At 59.2% G+C, this 19,648-nt stretch carries 16 protein-coding genes; 6 read left to right on the top strand and 10 right to left on the bottom strand.

Going from position 1 to position 19,648, the window contains the following annotated elements; translation table 11 throughout:
- Positions 1-319: 319 nt before the first annotated feature.
- Positions 320-1,396 (top strand): 4-hydroxyphenylpyruvate dioxygenase, encoded by a 1,077-nt coding sequence (hppD, locus tag ACA069_RS15480; RefSeq protein ID WP_401263907.1) that lies wholly within the window; start codon positions 320-322, stop codon positions 1,394-1,396.
- Positions 1,397-1,461: 65 nt separating this feature from the next.
- Here hppD and rarD read toward each other — a convergent pair whose 3' ends face one another.
- From rarD to ACA069_RS15460, 4 genes are all read right to left on the bottom strand, one after another.
- Positions 1,462-2,343 (bottom strand): EamA family transporter RarD, encoded by an 882-nt coding sequence (gene rarD / locus ACA069_RS15475; protein ID WP_401263908.1) that lies wholly within the window; start codon positions 2,341-2,343, stop codon positions 1,462-1,464.
- Between the two features lie 111 nt (positions 2,344-2,454).
- Positions 2,455-4,566, bottom strand: a complete 2,112-nt coding sequence (locus ACA069_RS15470) for an acyltransferase family protein (protein WP_497614142.1) — start codon at positions 4,564-4,566, stop codon at positions 2,455-2,457.
- Positions 4,567-4,673: 107 nt separating this feature from the next.
- A complete protein-coding gene (locus ACA069_RS15465; RefSeq protein WP_489879524.1) occupies positions 4,674-5,687 on the bottom strand; it encodes an aldo/keto reductase in 1,014 nt (337 codons plus the stop codon).
- A gap of 68 nt (positions 5,688-5,755) precedes the next feature.
- Positions 5,756-6,655 carry a LysR family transcriptional regulator gene (locus ACA069_RS15460; protein WP_489879525.1) on the bottom strand — a complete coding sequence of 300 codons (900 nt, stop codon included), beginning with the start codon at positions 6,653-6,655 and terminating at the stop codon, positions 5,756-5,758.
- Positions 6,656-6,753: 98 nt separating this feature from the next.
- Between ACA069_RS15460 and ACA069_RS15455 the strand changes: the two genes are divergently transcribed.
- Entirely contained in the window at positions 6,754-7,110 is a 357-nt protein-coding gene (locus ACA069_RS15455) for a VOC family protein (protein ID WP_187679899.1), read from the top strand.
- A gap of 80 nt (positions 7,111-7,190) precedes the next feature.
- Here ACA069_RS15455 and ACA069_RS15450 read toward each other — a convergent pair whose 3' ends face one another.
- A complete protein-coding gene (locus tag ACA069_RS15450; RefSeq protein WP_497614139.1) occupies positions 7,191-8,501 on the bottom strand; it encodes an MFS transporter in 1,311 nt (436 codons plus the stop codon).
- A gap of 170 nt (positions 8,502-8,671) precedes the next feature.
- Between ACA069_RS15450 and ACA069_RS15445 the strand changes: the two genes are divergently transcribed.
- The 4 genes from ACA069_RS15445 to ACA069_RS15430 all read left to right on the top strand — a co-directional run bounded on the left by ACA069_RS15445 (position 8,672) and on the right by ACA069_RS15430 (position 14,180).
- Positions 8,672-9,793, top strand: a complete 1,122-nt coding sequence (locus tag ACA069_RS15445) for a sugar diacid recognition domain-containing protein (RefSeq protein WP_497614138.1) — start codon at positions 8,672-8,674, stop codon at positions 9,791-9,793.
- A gap of 175 nt (positions 9,794-9,968) precedes the next feature.
- The gene (locus ACA069_RS15440; RefSeq protein ID WP_497614136.1) at positions 9,969-11,108 is read left to right on the top strand and encodes a glycerate kinase; all 1,140 of its coding nucleotides are present in this window, start codon (positions 9,969-9,971) and stop codon (positions 11,106-11,108) included.
- Positions 11,109-11,325: 217 nt separating this feature from the next.
- Complete coding sequence (locus ACA069_RS15435; RefSeq protein WP_187679895.1) at positions 11,326-12,951, top strand: methyl-accepting chemotaxis protein; 1,626 nt, start codon at positions 11,326-11,328, stop codon at positions 12,949-12,951.
- 41 nt (positions 12,952-12,992) lie between these two features.
- On the top strand, positions 12,993-14,180 hold the full coding sequence (locus ACA069_RS15430) for a pyridoxal phosphate-dependent aminotransferase (RefSeq protein WP_401263919.1): 1,188 nt from the start codon (positions 12,993-12,995) through the stop codon (positions 14,178-14,180).
- A 71-nt stretch (positions 14,181-14,251) separates the two neighbouring features.
- Here ACA069_RS15430 and ACA069_RS15425 read toward each other — a convergent pair whose 3' ends face one another.
- From ACA069_RS15425 to ACA069_RS15405, 5 genes are all read right to left on the bottom strand, one after another.
- Positions 14,252-15,229: a 2-hydroxyacid dehydrogenase gene (locus ACA069_RS15425; protein ID WP_497614133.1), complete on the bottom strand. Its 978-nt coding sequence runs from the start codon at positions 15,227-15,229 to the stop codon at positions 14,252-14,254.
- Positions 15,230-15,242: 13 nt separating this feature from the next.
- Positions 15,243-16,541 (bottom strand): MFS transporter, encoded by a 1,299-nt coding sequence (locus tag ACA069_RS15420; protein ID WP_401263923.1) that lies wholly within the window; start codon positions 16,539-16,541, stop codon positions 15,243-15,245.
- A gap of 55 nt (positions 16,542-16,596) precedes the next feature.
- Positions 16,597-17,616 (bottom strand): sugar kinase, encoded by a 1,020-nt coding sequence (locus tag ACA069_RS15415; RefSeq protein ID WP_497614131.1) that lies wholly within the window; start codon positions 17,614-17,616, stop codon positions 16,597-16,599.
- Positions 17,609-18,391 carry a sugar phosphate isomerase/epimerase family protein gene (locus tag ACA069_RS15410; protein ID WP_497614129.1) on the bottom strand — a complete coding sequence of 261 codons (783 nt, stop codon included), beginning with the start codon at positions 18,389-18,391 and terminating at the stop codon, positions 17,609-17,611. The genes ACA069_RS15415 and ACA069_RS15410 overlap by 8 nt, the downstream gene beginning before the upstream one ends.
- Before the next feature lie 111 nt (positions 18,392-18,502).
- Positions 18,503-19,528 carry a LacI family DNA-binding transcriptional regulator gene (locus ACA069_RS15405; RefSeq protein WP_489879533.1) on the bottom strand — a complete coding sequence of 342 codons (1,026 nt, stop codon included), beginning with the start codon at positions 19,526-19,528 and terminating at the stop codon, positions 18,503-18,505.
- Between the last annotated feature and the right edge of the window lie 120 nt (positions 19,529-19,648).

Here is a 19,648-nt window from a genome sequence, read left to right as displayed (position 1 = left end):
ATGTGCGGAATGCAGGGCAATATACGTTAGCAACAATCTCCTTGCACCAGCGCCAAAAAAGCGGATTTTATAGAGAGGGCAGACAACCCTATTTACGCTGTGTAGAATCGGGTTACGCATACAATAATAATCGTCTTCTGGCAGCAGAAGCCTCGCCCGCAAGAGCCTTGGGTCGACAATGAAGATATTCGGGTTTCAACTGATCTACGGTGACTTCCTCGCCCGCAGTGTGCGTGGCATCTCCTGCGCGCCACCCACCGGTCTCAGCATTACTGACAAATAACCCTGGTTAATTGATAAGAAATGATGAGGCGCCACCATGGCAGATTTATACGAAAACCCAATGGGCCTGATGGGCTTTGAATTCATCGAGCTCGCATCGCCTGTTCCTGGCACCCTTGAGCCGATCTTCGAGATCATGGGCTTCACCAAAGTCGCGACCCACCGCTCCAAGAACGTGCACCTGTATCGTCAGGGCGCGATCAACCTGATCCTCAACAACGAACCGAACAGCGTTGCTTCGTACTTCGCAGCCGAGCACGGCCCGTCGGTATGTGGCATGGCGTTCCGGGTCAAGGATTCGCAAAAAGCCTACAACCGTGCACTGGAACTCGGCGCCCAGCCGATCCACATCGAAACCGGTCCCATGGAACTGAACCTGCCAGCGATCAAAGGCATTGGCGGTGCGCCGCTGTACCTGATCGACCGTTTCGGCGAAGGCAGTTCTATCTATGACATCGACTTCGTCTTCATCGAAGGCGTTGACCGCAACCCGGTCGGTGCCGGCCTGAAGATCATCGATCACCTGACCCACAACGTGTACCGCGGTCGCATGGCTTACTGGGCGAACTTCTACGAGAAGCTGTTCAATTTCCGCGAAATTCGTTACTTCGACATCAAGGGCGAATACACCGGCCTGACGTCGAAAGCGATGACTGCGCCGGACGGCATGATCCGCATCCCGCTGAACGAAGAGTCCTCGAAGGGCGCCGGGCAGATCGAAGAGTTCCTGATGCAGTTCAATGGCGAGGGCATCCAGCACGTCGCATTCCTCTCCGACGACCTGATCAAGACCTGGGATCACCTGAAAAAAATCGGCATGCGCTTCATGACCGCGCCGCCGGAAACCTATTACGAAATGCTCGAAGGCCGCCTGCCGAACCACGGCGAACCGGTTGATCAACTGCAAGCGCGCGGCATTCTGCTCGATGGCTCGTCGGAGCAGGGCGACAAGCGTCTGCTGCTGCAGATCTTCTCGGAAACCCTGATGGGGCCAGTGTTCTTCGAATTCATTCAGCGTAAAGGCGACGATGGTTTCGGCGAGGGCAACTTCAAGGCGCTGTTCGAATCGATCGAGCGTGACCAGGTGCGTCGTGGCGTACTCGCGACCGAGTAACCTGCTACTGAAATGAAAAATCCCGGCCTGCAGTGATGCAGGGCCGGGATTTTTTTGTGTTGGATTTAAGGCCTGCGTTGCCGCATCAAGTGCTTGAAACCTTCAAAAACCAGCACAACGACCGCCAACCAGATCGGAATATACGTCAACCATTCACCGGACTTGATGCTTTCACCCAGCAACAACGCCACACCGAGCAACAGCACCGGCTCAACGTAACTCAACAAACCAAACAGACTGAATGGCAGTAACCGGCTGGCAATAATGTAAACCACCAGCGCCGAAGCACTGATCAGGCCGAGCAGCGGAATCAGCCACATCAACGCCGGATACTGGTCGAACACGGCCAGGCCTTGCTCGCCGCCCTGAACAAACCAATAGGCCACCGGCAGCATCAGGGTCATATCAACCCACAAGCCGCCGAGGTTGTCGGTTTTCAGGTATTTGCGCAGCACGAAGTACAACGGATAGCCGACCACGACCACCAGCGTCGCCCAGGAAAATCCGCCGACCTGATACAACTCGTTCAGCACACCCAGACTCGCGAAGAACACCGCGACCTTTTGCAGGTACGACAGGCTCTCGCCATAGGCAATCCGCCCGGTCAGCACCATGGCCAGTGGCAGCAGGAAGTAGCCCAGCGACACATCGAGGCTGTAACCGTTGAGCGGCGCCCACATGAACAGCCATAACTGCACGCCGAGCAGGCCGGCCGAAACAATCAGTCCGCCGATCAGTTTCGGCTTTGCCGCCATCAGGCGAACCAACTCCAGCACCCGCCGCCATTCCCCGGACACCAGCATGAATACGGTCATGCACGGCACGGTCAGCAGCATCCGCCAGCCAAAGATTTCCACGCCGCTCAACGGGGTGAGCAGCGAGGTGTAGTAATACATGACGGCAAACAGCACCGAGGCTGAAACCGATAGAGCGATACCTTTAGACAAACTGTCCTCGCGAGTGGGTGATCAAACGGGGCGCGAAGGATACGTGGTTTTTGTGCTGAATATTGGCCAGATGCTCATTATTTGCCACACACACACAAGCGTAGTCAGTTTTTACGGCCTGGCCTTCAGCGGATTGCCATAGCGCTTGAGGTACATCTCCCCGAACCGGTAAGAGGCGTAGTCAGTCACGTGGCCGATGTCACGGTAGACCGGCAAACCGTCGACCATCGTCACGCAAGTGCCGTCTTTGCATTGCGTGCTTTTCGGATCGATAACAATCAACGTCGGATATTCGGCCGTCAGGTCATTGAAGAGTTTTTCCAGCACGGGGTCTTTATCGCCTGCCCATGGCACCGTAGCGCAGAGACGGCTTTGCTCGGTACTCCCCATCAAACCCCGCAACTTGACCTGTTTTAACAGGCACTCGTTGATACCCGGCGGCATTGGCAGGGTGTTCTCCAAAAAGACTGGGGTAGCTCCTGATTTGACGATGATATCCAGGGCTTCGCGGATCGCCACGCCCAGGCGCTGTTGCGACAGTTCATAACTGCGCGGGTCATCCAGTTTGGTGACGATGGCATCGGTGAGATAGGCCTCCCAGAACTGGCCAACAATCACATACTGAAAATGCTTCTTCGCGATCATGGCGTAGTAGCGCTGGGCGGCATCGTGGCACTTTTGATAAAGCGCGTTCTTGTATTTATTCCAGTTGTACAAATAGATTCCGGGCAGCGCCAGACATGCCGGGTAACCCTGAACAAGAACTGAAAGATTGGCATCCGTCGCCAATGTTTCAACAAAGCCCCAGTAGTGATTTGAAAACGAATCACCCATCAGTAGTACTTGCGGCGCTGCCTGCGCGCTGCCAATCAGGCAGCCGGGATCGGCACCATCGCTGACACCCAGGCAACCCTCACGGCTCACCGGAACAGCCGCTTTCAAACCGTTGAACAGGTTGGTGTAGCCTTCGTTGAAGCGGTTCGGCCAACCCTCGTGTCTATCGCTGGCTGAGTGGAGGATCGACAGGCAGATGGCAGGCAAAATCATCAGCACTACCAGGGTTTTGGTAAAACCAGCCCGGGCTTTTCGATATCTGTTTTCAATCAGCACAAAGGACAGCCAGGCAACCACGAAGGTGGAGACGAAGTAGACGACCGTCATCATCGGCGTGAGGGCGATGCCCAAGTAAGTCATCACCGCCAGAATCGGCCAGTGCCACAGGTACAGGGAGTAAGAGAGCGTGCCAATAAACACGAGAGGTTTGAACGCCAGCAATTTTGACGTGATGCTGGCGTCGCCTATGCCCTGAAAGAGCAGCACTGCGGTGGCGAGACACACGGCAATGGCGTAGTAGTCCGGAAAACCCGACACGATATCTACCCGGGTAGCGCAGTAGATAATAGTGGCAAGTGAGAGCGCACAGAGCAGGGACGCGCTGAGGCGATTGAGTCTGAACCTGTCCGTGCTGAAGATCACGGCACAGGAGCCGATCATCAATTCAAAGATTCGCGCGGTGAAGAAGTAATAGTTCTTTTCGGGGTGCGCGTAAGACAGATACAACGCGAGTGCCATTGCCGCCACGGTCAAAGCGAAGACCGTCGCTTTGAAGGCTTTTTTCGCCACATAACGGTTGATCAACCACATCCCCAGTGGCAGAACCAAATACCACTGCCATTCGATAGCCAGCGACCAGGTGTGCAACAGCGGCAGGCTTGCCGCATCGGGCGTGGCATAACCCGTTGTCACTTTGGAAAAGTACTGGTTGGAGATGATTAACGATGTGTACTTTTCGCTTTTCAGAAAGTCGACATAGTCATCGGGCAGGTACAGCAGCGTTGTGACGATTAGTGTCGCTACCAGCAACGCGATGACGGCAGGTTGCAATCGCCAGATCCGACGCGTGTAAAACCCGGAAAAAGTGAATGTGCCGTTGTTCAGCGACTTCAGGATGATCGAGGTCGTCAAATACCCCGAAATCACGAAGAAGATATCGACGCCAATAAAACCGGAGGGGAAAAGCGCCAGTCCGCCGTGAAAAATCAGTACGAGCAGAACAGCGATTGCGCGAAGTCCATCAACATCAGCGCGGTAATTAATGGAGGGCGTGCGATCCCCGGCAGTTACGGCCGCAACGGGCTGACGCCACTGCTTTTTCTCGCCGAGTAGATTAAACAGCAGCCCACGCAAAGACTTTTTTGATACCTCAACGGGGCGATTGAACATGATTAATCCCTGGCGATGTCCGAACGATCACTGATTCCGTTTGATCGTGCTCGATTCAATGAAAAAACAGCCGATTGTATCGGCTGTTGCAGGGATAGGGAAAAATCTTAAGCCCGGTGCGGTTTGCGACCCGACACAAAATGGCTTACATCGTTGAACCCCGGTGTCGAGGCATGGCCTGGTGTCACCAGCGAATCGATAAACGCTTCATCCTCCGCCGTGATCTTCACGGATTGCGCCTTGGTGTACGCGTCCCACTGCGCTTCAGTACGAGGCCCGACGATTGCCGACGTGACTGCGCTGTTGTTCAACACCCAGGCAATCGCAAACTCGACGATGCCGACGCCACGGCCCTCGGTGTATTGCTGAATCTGCTGGGCAATGCGCAGCGACTCCACCCGCCATTCGGTTTCCAGAATGCGTTTGTCCTGACGCCCGGCACGGCTGTTGGCGTCTGGCGTTACGTCTGGCGCGTATTTGCCGCTGAGTACGCCTCGGGCGAGTGGGCTGTAAGGCACCACACCCAGACCATACGTCTGCGCAGCGGTAATCTGTTCAGTCTCGGCCTGACGGTTGACGATGTTGTACAGAGGCTGGCTGATCACCGGGCGATCAATGCCAAGTTTGTCGGCGATGCGAATCACCTCGGCGATCCGCCAGCCACGATAGTTCGACAGGCCCCAATAACGAATCTTGCCTTGACGAATCAGGTCGCCGATCGCCGAGATCGTCACTTCCAGTGGCGTGTTGTGGTCTTCGCGGTGCAGGTAATAGATGTCGAGGTAATCAGTGCCGAGCCGAGTCAGGCTGGCATCGAGTCCGTTGAAGATATGTTTGCGGCTTAAACCGCTGCGGTTTGGTACGCCGTCCACCGGGCCGAATCCCACCTTGGTCGCCAAGACCCATTCATGGCGATTGCCGGCAATCGCTTCGCCGACGATCTCCTCCGAGCGACCATTGGTGTACACGTCAGCGGTATCGATGAAGTTGATGCCCTGATCCCAGGCCTTGTCGATGATGCGCAGCGACTCCTCGGTGCTGGTCTGTTCGCCAAACATCATCGTGCCGAGGGTGAGGGTGGACACCTGCAACCCCGAGTGGCCCAGTGTGCGATAGCTCATGCCAAAATCCTTTTGTCGGTGGGAATGCCTTAATCAAATACCAGAAGCGTGCGACGCGGCAAAGTGAATTATCGGCTCAAGCCTCGGCAGCGTGCCTGCAAAAACGCCTGCAACACACGGACCCGTTCCGATACCTGCACCCGATGTGGGCAGAGTAAATTGAATGGCACACTTTCACCTTGCCAGTCATCGAACAAGGTCATCAGTCGCCCGGCACGCACGTCTTCGGCGACATCGAGCCAGGCTTTGTAAGCGATGCCATGCCCGGCCAGTGCCCAACGGCGGGCGACTTCGCCGTCGTCGCTGAGATAGTCGCCATGGACTTCGACTTCAAGCGTTTCATCGTCGCGACTGAAACGCCAGGTGTTGTAAGGCCGACCATTGCGTAAGTAGAGCAGGGCACTGTGCTTCGTTAATTCGCTCGGGTTTTGCGGTGTGCCATGACGGGCTAAATAGGCTGGACTGGCACAAGCCACGCGACGATGCTCAGGCAGGATCGGCAACGCCACCAGCGTCGAATCGCTCGGTACGCCGAAGCGCAGCGCCACGTCCACGGTTTCACGAAACAGATCGGCATGGCGGTCGTTCAGCAGCAGTTGCAACTGAACGTGCGGATGTTCGCGTTTGAAATCATCCAGCCACGGCAACAACACATTGCGCCCGAAGTCCGACGGTGCCGCCAGTTGCAGTACGCCGCTCAGGCCTTCGCTCTGCTGCTTGAGCGCCTGCTCACCCTCGGCCAGTGTCGCGAGGGCAAGGCGCACACTTTCCAGATAGCGCCGGCCTTCTTCAGTCAGGCGCATGCTGCGGGTGGAGCGCGCCAGCAGGCGTATGCCGAGGCGGGTTTCAAGACGCTTCAAGGCGATGCTGGCGGCGGCCGGTGTCAGCTCCAATGCGCGGGCGGCGGCGGAAATGCTCCCGGAGTCGGCGACGCGGACGAAGATCTCCAGATCGAGAATCGAGCTCATTGGTAAAAATCCTTTAAAGATCTTTGCGTTTTAGCCGGATTTTTCCGTGATTGGCAAGTGTGGATACTGCAATCAGTGAATAACCGCAGGAGATGAGCATGACGTGGACATTCGATCATCTGGCTTTCAACACCGCTGACGGCCAGACGTTGCAGGACAATTTCGCGGCATTGCTGGGGCTGGCACCGGGGCGTCGGCCGCCGTTTCCGTTTCCCGGCCGCTGGCTGTATCAGGACGCGCACGCCGTGGTGCATGTGATCGAGCAGCCGACTTTCGATGATACTGAACTCAGCCACATTGCGTTTCGCACCGATGAGCCAGCGGAAACTGTGTTGCGGCGGGTGCGTGAGAGTGGATTGCCGTACCAGCTGGCGCAAGTGCCTGGCGAGGGGATTTGGCAGATCTTTGTGCAGATGCCGGGTGGATTAGTAATTGAGTTGGATGCGTTTTCCTGACAGCAAAAGATCGCAGCCTTCGGTAGCTCCTACACCGACTGTAGGAAATGCCGCAGGCTGCGATCGTTTGATCTTCTAAATCAAACCCGCAACGTCCGCGTCATCCGCAACGCCAGCAGGCTCCCGCCGACAATCACACCCGCCAGCAGATACAACGCCGCATCGGTCGACCCGGTGCTGTCCTTGACCCAACCCACCAGATACGGGCTGAGGAACCCGGCCATCTGCCCCATCGAGTTGATCAACGCCAGACCACCCGCTGCTGCGCCTGCACTGAGCATCGCCGTCGGCACCGGCCAGAACATCGGCAGGCCGGTGAGGGCGCCCATGGTCGCAATGGTCAAACCGAGAATCGCAATCGCCGGGTTGGCCGCAAAGTTCACCGCAATCACCAGACCAATCGCACCCATCAGCATCGGCACCACCAGATGCCAGCGACGTTCTTGGCGCAGGTCTGCCGAACGCCCGACCACCAGCATGAACACCGCCGCCAGCAAGTAAGGAATCGCACTCAACCAGCCGATGACCAGGTTATCGCTGAAACCGAGGTTCTTGATGATCGACGGCAGCCAGAAGTTGATCGCGTACACGCCGCTCTGGATGCAAAAGTAGATCAAGCCAAACGCCCAGATCGCCGGGTTCTTGAATACCGCCAGCAGTGAATCAGATGTGGTTTTTGGCTTGTTCGCCAAGTCTTCGGCCTGATCCGCTTCGAGCACGGCGCGCTCATATGGGGTCAGCCATTTGGCGTTGGCGAAGCTGTCGCTCAGCAGGAAATACGCCAGCGCACCCAGTATCACGGTCGGAACGCCTTGCAGCAGGAACATCCACTGCCAGCCGGCCAAACCGCCCTGGCCCGCCGCGAAATGGTTGAGAATCCAGCCGGAAAACGGGCTGCCGAGCAAACCGGAGACCGGGATCGCCGACATGAACAACGCCATGATCCGGCCACGACGGAACGTCGGGAACCACTGCGAGAGATACAGCACAACGCCCGGGAAGAACCCGGCTTCGGCCGCACCGGTGAACAGGCGCAGGGTGTAGAACTCGGTGGGGGTGGTGACGAACAACAGGCAGGTCGACAGCGTGCCCCAAGTGATCATCATCAGCGCGATCCAGCGCCGCGGACCGAATTTGGTCAGCGCCAGATTGCTTGGTACGCCGCACAGCACGTAACCGATGAAGAAAATACCGGCACCGAGGCCGTAGATGGTTTCGCTGAATTTCAGCGCGTCGAGCATCTGCAGTTTGGCAAATCCAACGTTTACCCGGTCGAGGTAGTTGAACAGATAGCAGATGAAGATGAAGGGGATTAAACGCAGGGTGATGCGTTTATAAACGGCGTTTTTACCGTCATCGATGGTCTGGGTAGCTGCGGCGCTCTGCGACATAGCGGCTCTCTCTTTATTATGATTTTTTGCGATGCAAAGGGTAACGTTGATCGCCCTGAGAGTCTCGGCCACCTTTGGCCGGATTGTCTTTGTGCCTGAGCACAGGGTTTGCCGCCAAGCCCTGTGCGCGTGAACAACCGTCCGCCCCGTTTTTAAGGATCTTGCCCACCATGTTCGAACTCGATCACGACCTCGCGCAGGACATCGTCGACCGGGCCATGGCTATTTTGCCGTACAACGTCAACGTCATGGACAGCCAGGGGCTGATCCTCGGCAGCGGCGAACCGGAGCGGATCAACACCCGACATGAAGGCGCGCAACTGGTATTGGCCAACGGTCGGGTGGTCGAAATCGACGCGCCGACAGCCCAGCATTTGAAAGGCGTGCAGCCGGGGATCAACCTGCCGTTGCTGCTCGATCAGCGTCTGATCGGCGTGCTTGGCATCACCGGTGAACCGGAACAACTGCGCACCTACGCCGAACTGGTGCGCATGACGGCGGAAATGTTGGTAGGTCAACGCAATCAGCAGGCCGAGCAGCAATGGCGGCGTCAACGTTGTGATGATCTGCTGGCGCTGCTGTTAAGCGAGGCGGGAGATTCACCACGGCTGGTCGATGAAGCGCAGCAACTCGGTCTCAAACCGCAATTGACGCGGATCCCGTATTTGCTCGAATTGGGGCCGGAACATGGCCCGGGGCAAACCGTCGAGGCGCTGAGTGCCTGGCTGATGTCACGCTATCCGGACAGTTGGTGCGTGAGCTCGGCAAAGTCGTCGCTGCTGTGGTGTCGGCCGGCGAGCCACAACGTCGAGCATGATCGCTTGCTGGAGAAGCTCGACGGCCTGGGCTGGAACGTCCTGCGCATTGCCGTGGGTGGGCAGGCGGACGGGTTGAGCGGGTTGCGTCGTTGTTATCGCCGGGTGGGCGATCTGCTTGCCTATGGCCGCGAGGTATTGCCGCATTCACGTCTGTTGACCCTCAATCGCTATCGCTTGCCGGTGATGCTCTGGCGGCATCGCAACGACGATGCGCTCGATGAACTGCTCAAGCCTCTGCGCAAGGTGATCGCCAAGGACAGCAACGGCCAGTTGCTGGCGACGTTGCGCAGTTGGTGCGATCACGATGGGCAGAGTCAGGCGTGTGCCGATGCACTGGGGATTCATCGCAATAGCCTGCGCTATCGGATGGAAAGGATTGCCGAGATCAGTGGGGTGGATCCGTTGAGGCTGGAAGGGATGTTGGCGCTGTATCTTGGGGTGCAATTGCTGCCGCAGACTGATCCCTCTGCATGAGGTGTTTTTGAAGACGCCATCGCTGGCTTGCCAGCGATGGCGCCGGGACATTCAGCATCCACTCCAGGGCTTTTGTAGAAATGAACAATAAACGCCTGCGCCCATTGTGCAGCGGACCGGCGTCAATGCGCAGACCGACTGGCAGCATGATGAGCATTGGAACTGGAGAATTCGCATGAAGATCGTCATCGCCCCCGATTCGTTCAAGGACAGCCTGAGTGCCCAAGGCGTCGCCGAGGCCATTGCTCTGGGTCTGGCACAAGTCTGGCCGCAGGCCACACTCATCAAATGCCCGATGGCTGACGGCGGCGAAGGCACGGTCGAATCGATTCTCGCCGCGTGCGAAGGCGAGTTGCGCCGCACTCGCGTGCGTGGCCCGTTGGGTTCAGCGGTTGACGCCGCGTGGGGCTGGTTGCCGCATAACCACACCGCGATCATTGAAATGGCTGAGGCCAGCGGCTTGCAATTGGTGCCGCCGGGGCAGCGCGATGCGTGCATCAGCAGCACCTTCGGCACCGGCGAACTGATTCGCGCAGCGCTGGATGCCGGGGCACAACGGGTAATTCTGGCGATCGGCGGCAGTGCCACCAATGATGGGGGCGCCGGAGCCATGCAGGCGTTGGGGGTAAAGTTGCTGGACGCACAAGGTCAGGCGTTGGTGCCCGGCGGCCTGGCGCTGGCGCAATTGGCACATCTGGACTTGAGCGAACTGGACCTGCGTCTGGCTCAGGTGCGTTTCGATATCGCCGCCGACGTTAACAACCCGTTGTGCGGCCCACACGGTGCCTCGGCGATTTTTGGTCCGCAGAAAGGTGCATCGCCGACGCAAGTGCAGCAACTTGATCAAGCGTTGAGGCATTTCGCCGAACTGAGCGCGCAAGCCTTGGGTAAAGATGTTCGCGATGAACCCGGCAGCGGTGCGGCGGGTGGTTTGGGTTTTGCCGCCAAGGCATTTCTCGGTGCGCAGTTTCAGGCCGGGGTCGAGGTGGTCGCCGAGTTGGTCGGGTTGGCCGAGGCGATCAAAGGCGCGGATCTGGTGATTACCGGCGAAGGACGGTTCGACGCGCAGACGTTACGCGGCAAAACCCCGTTCGGCGTGGCGCGGATTGCCAAACAACACAACGTCCCGGTGATTGTCATCGCGGGGACATTGGGCGAGGGTTATCAGGAGCTGTACGCTCATGGCATTGATGCTGCGTTCGCCGTGACCAGCGGGCCGATGACGCTGGAGCAGGCTTGCGCGCAAGCGCCGCTTCTGCTGCGCGAGCGAGCGTGTGACATCGCTCGAGTCTGGCGACTCTCCACCAAACCCTGACCAACCCCCTGCACGGGGCGTGCGCGCGGTGTTTCAATGGTGTAACACACAGAAAAATATTTGCTCTTTACACGCAACCTTCCTAAAGCATGGCCGATACAGCCAATAGGCGCGCACAAGAATCCCAAAAACAGTGACGCCGGACTGAAGCCCGCCCCCCACGGGTCAGTGATCACGGCATGGACGCTCGTAGTTTCTATCTTCCGAGAGTCCAACTATGTCCTTGCGTAACCTGAATATCGCGCCCCGTGCCTTCCTCGGTTTTGCCTTTATTGCCCTGCTGGTAGTCGTGCTCGGCGTGTTCGCCGTGAACCGCATGACGATCATCCGTCAGGCGTCAGTCGAGATGGACTCGACGCAGTTACCCAGCGTGACCCAGCTTGCCATCGTCACGGAAAACGTCCTGCGTCTGCGCATCCTGTCGTTCCGGGTTCTGGTGAACCGCGACCCGGCCGCCCTGCAAGAAGCACAAACCCGCATCGGCGTTCTGGTGGACAAGGTTCGCAGCGGCCAGGCCAAGTACGCCGCGCTGCCGGCCGGCCCGGAAGAACGCGCGATTTACCAGACGTTCGCGACGACGCTGGACAACTACCTGCAAGCGCAAAACCAGATGCTGGAGCTGTCGCGTCAGGACAAAGTTGACGAGATGCGTACCCTGATCAACACGCGGATCAAGGACGGCACCGACCAGATGGGTGAGCAACTCAACAAGCTCATCGCGATCAACGCTGCCGATGCGAAAACTGCTTCCAATAAGGCTGGCGAACATTACGACAGCGCCATCACCGGTATCGTCATCGTCGCCGTGGTTGCTGCGCTGGCCACCGTGTTGCTGGCGCTCTTGCTGACTCGCAGCATCGTCACGCCGCTGAACCGCGCCGTCGAGGCTGCGCGGACCATTGCCGACGGCAACCTGACCAAACTCATCGAAGTCGACGGCAAGGACGAACCGGCGCGCCTACTCGAAGCCCTCGCGGCGATGCAGACCAACCTGCGCAAAACCATCGAGCAGATCGCCGGTTCCGCCACGCAACTGGGCGCCGCCGCCGAAGAGCTCAGCGCGGTGACAGAAGAAGCGTCCCGTGGCCTGCAACAGCAGAACAATGAAATCGAACAAGCTGCCACTGCCGTCAACGAGATGACCGCTGCCGTGGAAGAAGTGGCGCGTAACGCCGTGTCGACCTCCGAAGCCTCCAATCAGTCGACCCACGCCGCCCGTGAAGGCCGCGATCAAGTGGTGAAAACCGTCGACGCGATTCAGACCATGACCCACGACGTGCAGAACACCGCGCAAATGATCGAAGGTCTTGCCACGCAAGGTCGTGACATCGGCAAGGTGCTCGACGTTATCCGCGCCATCGCCGAACAGACCAACCTGCTGGCGCTCAACGCCGCCATTGAAGCGGCCCGTGCCGGTGAGGCCGGACGTGGTTTTGCCGTGGTGGCTGATGAGGTGCGGGCACTGGCCCATCGCACCGCGCAGTCGACGCAAGAGATTGAGAAAATGGTCGCCGGCATCCAGAACGGCACCGGTGAAGCGGTTTCCTCGATGCAGCAAAGCAACCAGCGCACCCAATCCACCCTGGAAATGGCCCGCGCCGCTGGCGTGGCGCTGGAACAGATCACCCAGTCGATCCACCAGATCAACGAACGCAACCTGGTCATCGCCAGCGCTTCCGAAGAGCAGGCGCAGGTGTCTCGCGAAGTCGACCGCAACCTGGTGAACATTCGCGATCTGGCCACGCAATCGGCAGCAGGCGCCAACCAGACCAGCGCAGCAACCCACGAACTGTCGCGTCTGGCGGTCGACTTGAATGCCATGGTGGCGCGTTTCGTGATTTGAGATAGGGTGAAGGCTGGAGACTGCGCAATCAGGAGACGTACATGCGCTATTCAGCCTTGACCCAACGAATCGCCGGCGAGGGAGCAGCGGCCTGGCAGATTCATGACCGAGCGCTGGAGTTACGCGCCGAGGGTGTCGATATTCTGCTGCTGAGCGTGGGTGATCCTGATTTCGACACACCACTGCCGATTGTCCACGGCGCCATCGACAGCCTGCTGGCGGGCGATACACATTATTCCGACGTGCGCGGTCGCTTGGCCCTGCGCCAGTTGATTGCCGCTCGCCATCGCCGACGCAGTGGCCAGGTGGTCGACGCCGACCATGTGATTGTCATGCCCGGCGCACAATGCGCGGTGTATTCAGTGGCGCAATGCCTGCTGGATCCGGGCGACGAAGTGATCGTCGCCGAGCCGATGTACGTCACCTACGAAGGCGTGTTCGGCGCTTGCGGTGCGACCGTGGTGCCAGTGCCGGTGCGTCCGGAAAACGGCTTCCGTGTCGATCCCACGGATGTCGCCGCACGCATCACCCCGAAAACCCGCGCCATGCTGCTTAACAGTCCGAACAATCCCTGCGGCGCGAGCCTGTCGCTGCTGATCTGGCAGGAACTGGCGGCGTTGTGCATTCACCACGACTTGTGGCTGATCAGCGACGAGGTCTATAGCGAGCTGCTTTATGAAGGCGAGCACATCAGCCCGGCTAGTCTGCCCGGCATGGCCGAGCGGACGGCAACGATCAACAGCCTGTCGAAATCCCATGCGATGACCGGCTGGCGTATCGGCTGGATGATCGGGCCAAAATCCTTGGCCGAACATCTGGTCAATCTGTCATTGAGCATGTTGTTCGGGCTGCCGGACTTTGTGCAGAAAGCGGCGCAGGTGGCGCTGGAAAGCGATTTGCCGGAAGTGACGCAGATGCGCGAGGAATATCGCCTACGGCGGGATCTGGTGTGCGAGCGCTTGCGCGGTTGCCCGGGGTTGCAGCCGATCCGCCCGGATGGCGGGATGTTCGTGATGGTCGATGTGCGCCAGACCGGGCTCGGTGCCCAGGCGTTTGCCGAACGATTGCTGGAAGGTTATGGCGTTTCGGTGCTGGCCGGTGAAGCGTTCGGGCCGAGTGCGGCGGGGCATATTCGCATCGGGTTGGTGGTGGATCGGGTGAAACTGGCAGATGCCTGTGCGCGGATTGCGTTGTGTGCGGCGCAGCTGTTGCAGGCGCGCAGTGCCTGACAATCTTGAACTGCCCGCACAGGCCTCATCGCTGACTTGCCAGCGATGAGGCCCGTTAGGCACAGGAGATCTCAACCCAGCCAGGCATCCCGGTTCACCAGATTCAAAGGCTTCTCCCCAGCCAAAGCCGCCAGCAGATTCTCCACCGCACAGCGCGCCATCGCCTCGCGCGTTTCATGCGTCGCCGACCCCATATGCGGCGTCGCCACCACATTGTTGAGCTGCAACAACGGCGAGTCATGATTCAACGGCTCACGCTCGAACACATCCAGCCCCGCCGCGCGAATCCGGTTGTGACGCAGCGCATCGATCATCGCCGCCTCGTCCACCACCTTGCCCCGCGAGATGTTGATGAAGATGCTTTCCGGGCGCATCAACGCAAACTGCTCGGCGCCGATCAGGCCTTCAGTCTGTGCCGTCAGTGGCAAGGTCAGGCAAATGAAATCGGCCTGCTGCAACAGCTCTTCAAGGCTTCGATATTGCGCATCAAATCGATCTTCGACCGCCGGTTTGCGCGACTGGCTGTGGTAAATCACCGGCATGCCGAAGCCGAAATGCCCGCGCTGCGCCAGCGCCTCGCCAATCCGGCCCATGCCGATAATCCCTAGCGTCTTGCCATGCACATCGGTACCGAAATGCGCCGGGCCGATGTTGCGGTGCCACTGGCCGCTGCGCACCATGTTGGCCAGTTCCACCACACGCCGGGCGGCGGCGAGGATCAGCGCGAAACCGGTGTCGGCCGTGGTTTCGGTGAGTACGTCGGGGGTGTTGGTCAGCAGGATCTTGCGGTGGGTCAGGTAGTCGATGTCGTAGTTGTCGACGCCCACTGACACGCTGGCAATGGCCTCCAGTTGCGGTGCCAGATCCAGCAAAGCGGCGTCGAGTTTCAAACTGGCACCGAGCAAACCGTGGGCGCGGGGCAGGGCATCGCGCAGTTGCATCAGGCCTTGGGCGTCGAGGCTTTCGATCAGCGTCACGTCAAACTGTTCTTGCAGGCGCGCCATCAGCGCGGGCGAGAGTTTCTTGTACAGCACGACCTGTTTTTTCATGGCAAAAATCTCTTCAGGAATGAGCCGGCACGGGACGCGTGGCGACGGCTTTGGCGACGACGCGATCACTGGCGCCGGGCTTGAGAAAAATCGTCAGCACCACCGACAGCAGCAACGCGCCGCTCATCAGCAGGTACGAGGAACCGGGCGAACCGGTGGAGCTGTTCAGGTAACCCACCAGATATGAACCGCCGAACGAACCGAGTGCGCCCATGCTGTTGATCAGCGCCATCGCGCCGCCGGCGACGTTGGCCGGGAGAATCTCCGGCACGATCGCGAAGAACGGCCCGTAGGGCGCGTACATGCAGGCACCGGCAATCACCAGCAACGTGTACGACCACCAGAAATGTTCCGCGCCCAGTGCGTAGGAGCCGTAAAACGCAATCGAGGCGATCAGCAGCGGTGGCCAGACGAAGCGTTTGCGTTTTTGCAGTTTGTCCGAGCCCCACGACACGAGGAGCATGCCAATCACCGCCGCCAGATACGGCAGCGCCGACAGCCAGCCGGCCTCGATCATGTCCATTTGCGCGCCGGCCTTGAGGATCGACGGCAGCCACAGCACAAAGCCGTAAACGCCAATGCTCCAGCAGAAGAACTGCAACGCCAGGATGATCACCTTCGGCGAACGGAACGCCTCGGCGTAGTTCTTCACCGCTTTGATCCCGACCTGCTCGGCGGCCAGAGCGCTTTCCAGGTCCTGCTTTTCCTGGTCGTTTAGCCACTTGGCCTGGGCTGGACGATCATCGGCCAGACGCCACCAGATAAACGCCCAGAGCACCGCCGGCAGACCTTCGATGATGAACATCCAGCGCCAGCTGAAATGCTGCACCAGATAACCCGAGACCACCGACATCCACAGCATCGTCACCGGATTACCGAGGATCAGGAAGGTGTTGGCCCGCGAGCGTTCGGCACGGGTGAACCAGTGGCACAGATAGACCAGCATCGCCGGCATCACGGCGGCTTCGACCACGCCGAGCATGAAACGGATGACGATCAGCCAATAGGCGTTGGAGACCACGCCGGTCAACGTGGCGAGCCCGCCCCAGAGGATCAGGCTGACAAAAATCAGTTTCTTCACGCTGTGCTTTTGCGCGTAGATCGCCCCCGGCACCTGGAAGAAAAAGTAGCCGAGGAAGAACAGCGCACCGAGCAATGAAGACAGGCCCGGGGTGATCATCAAATCTTCGGCCATGCCGGAGGCGGCGGCGAAGCCGTAGTTGGCGCGATCGAGATACGCCAGGCTGTAGGTGATAAACACGATCGGCATGATGTACCACCAGCGGCGGGCGGCGAGGGTTGCGGTTTTCATGGTGTTGCTCCTGAGCTTGTTGTTTTTGTCGCAGCAGGTTCAAATTTTTCGCTGACTAGGCTGGCCTCTTCGCGAGCAGGCTCGCTCCCACAAGGGAATGCATTTCAAACGTGGGAGCGAGCCTGCTCGCGAAGGCAGACTCAAATTCAACCGATAACTCCAGGCGGGTCGGCAAACCCTCCATATCCCCGCGACTCTGCACCGCCCGACTGCCAATCCAGTTCGCACGCTGCACCGCCTCGGCAAAACTCTGGTGTTCGAGCAGGGCACTGATCATCCCCACCGCAAAGCCGTCACCGGCACCCACCGTGTCGACGACATGGGCCACTGGCACCCCGGCGACAAAGCCCTGATCCAGATGCGTGCGGTAATAGGCACCCTGTGGGCCAAGTTTGATCGCCACCGCTTCGGCGCCTTGATCGAGATAAAACGCGGCAATGTCCGCCGGATCTTCAAAACCGGTGAGCAAGCGACCTTCGCTCAACCCCGGCAACACCCAATGGGCGAGGGCCGCGAGGCGGTTGATCTCAGTAATCATTTCGCGTTCGCCGGCCCACAGGCTCGGGCGCAGATTGGGGTCGAACGACACGCTGCGCCCGGCATTGCGCATGCGGCTCATCAGCTCGAACGACATTTCCCGCGCTGACGCCGACAGCGCTGGCGGAATGCCCGTGGCATGAAGATGCCGGGCGCTCAGCAGGCTTTCGGTGATTGAGCGTGGTGACAGATGACTGGCCGCCGAGCCGCGACGGAAATATTCGACTTGTGGATCACTGCCATCGTCGGTGCGCGACTTGAACTGGAAACCGGTGGGGTGCGCTGTGTCGACATCGACATGGCTGCAATCGAGACCTTCTTTGGCCAGTGTCTCGACCACGAAGCGACCCAGCGAATCGGCACCCACCCGGCTCAGCCAGGCCACATTGAAGCCGAGCCGCGAAAGGCCGATCGCAACGTTGCTGTCGGCGCCGGCAATGCGCTTATGAAAGTGCTCGACCGCCGCCAGATCACCGCATTGCTCGGCCACCAGCATCGCCATGGTTTCGCCAAACGACAAAATATCGATCTCAGACATGGGCAGGCTCCAGACGGGATTGGCCAAGGCGGGCGAGGGCGGCGACGTGCGCAGTGGTCAACTCGACCAGATCATCACCCTGCAACGGATACTCGGCCGCGCGCATAACGCCTTGGGCCATGTGCCGCAAGAGTTGTTCCCACAGATGCAAATCGCTGACAGCAGGTGGCACCGCAACCAGTTTGCCGTCGGCACGCCGGGCCACGGCTTTGCAGTGCACGTAGCCGACGTGGCGACCGAGCAGGCGTGCGGCGCTGGTGGCGGACTGGTCTTGCCACTGCCAATTGCCGATGTCGAAGGTCATCTTGATTGGCAGGTTGTGCTGTTCGACGGCGGTGAAGAAACGCTGAAAAGGTTCGATCCGCCCGCCGTGCAGGGTCTGGTCGTTCTCCACCAGCAATTGCACTGGGCTGTTATTGAGCCGTTGCTTGAGGACTGACAGATCACAGTTGTCGGTGAAGTAGCCGAGGGAGACTTTCAGCCACTTCGAACCGAACGCTTCGGCGTGCTGCAGGGCGCTGATCAACTCGGGATTGGGTTGTGCCTGGCCGGCGAGCCACAGTTCGGTCGGTGAGGAATAGATGCTTTGCAGTCCAAGCGCGGCGGTGGCAGCACTCAATTGCGCGGGCACTTCACGGGTCAGCAATTCCTCGCGCCACTCGATGCGATCGGCACCGGCAGCGGCTAGCACGTCAATAAAAAAGTCTTGCCCGCGTTGACGCACAAGCTCGGCGCCGTAGCTGGACAGGCTGATGGAAACGGCAGGTTTATTCATTGTTTTTTACCTCTGAAACCGGTTTCATTTTTGTTCAAAAAAATATCAGTGAGTGATGTGCTCTTCTTTCGGTCCTCTTCGCGAGCTTGCTCGCGAAGAGCGCCGGCCAATTCACCGCAAATTCCCGAGGGTCGAACCGCGTTCAACCAACACAGGCGCAAAATCCAGCACCCGCGCCTCGCCAGCATCCCCACGCAAGCGCTTGAGCAAACACTCAAACGCCCGCGCACCAATCGCCTCCGTCGGCTGGGCAAGCGCGGTAATCCCGCTGCCCACCAACGGATACCAATCCAGATCATCCAGGGCAATCAGCCCGACATCCTCGAACAGCCGACAGCCGATCTCACGCAATGCGCGAGTGCTGGTCAGCGCCGCCACGCCATTGGCGCAGAACAGTGCCTTTGGCCCATTTGCAGGTTTGTTTAGAAAATTTTGCAGACCAGCCGCCAGCTCATCGCCGGTCTCCAGTACCGCGCCAGTCAACCCGGAGCGCTGCGCAATCTGTGCCTGAAAACTGCTGACCCGCTCGATCCGCGAACTGGTCCCGTCATAGGGCTCGGTCACCAGCAACACATCGCGATAACCGCGCTGTTCAAGATGGGCGAGGGCCATCTCCACTGCCTGCGGGTTGTTCAGCCCGACCATGTCGCTGTCGAGTCCGTCGACTTTGCGGTCCACCAGCACCAGCGGCATTTCGCGATGCAGTTCATGCAGTTCGTCACGGTGATGGCCGAGGGTGTTAACGATCAGCCCTTCGATGTTGTACGAGCGCAGCAGCGCCAGGTGCTGGCGTTCCTGTTCGTCATCGCGGTCGGTGTTGCACACCACCAGGCTGTAGCCGTGCGCACGGCAGGCGGTTTCCACCCCGTGCATCACGGCAATCGAATAAGGGTTACGGATATCGGCCACCAGCATGCCGATCAGGCGAGTGCGACCGCGTTTAAGGCCACGGGCCATCTGGTTCGGGCGATAGCCGAGTGCGCTGATCGCTTGCTCGATGCGCAAGGCAATGGCGTCGGAGAGCAGGGCGCGGTCATCGCCGATGAAGCGCGACACGCTGGCCTTGGAAACACCGGCGCGTTCGGCGACATCTAGCATGGTGACGCGGCTGCGTTGGGCGGCAGAGAAATCGTTCAAGGGATTGACCTTATTTTTGTAGGAAACGCCTGAAACCGGTTTCAGAAGACACGATAAACCTCACTCCCGTCAACCCACTCTCGCGCAGAATTCCCTCTAACTCCCGACAGACGGTCGCAT

Source organism: Pseudomonas sp. LBUM1652, assembly GCF_059716105.1.
Note: the sequence above shows the minus strand (reverse complement) of the source record. Positions and strands in the feature narration are given on the sequence as shown.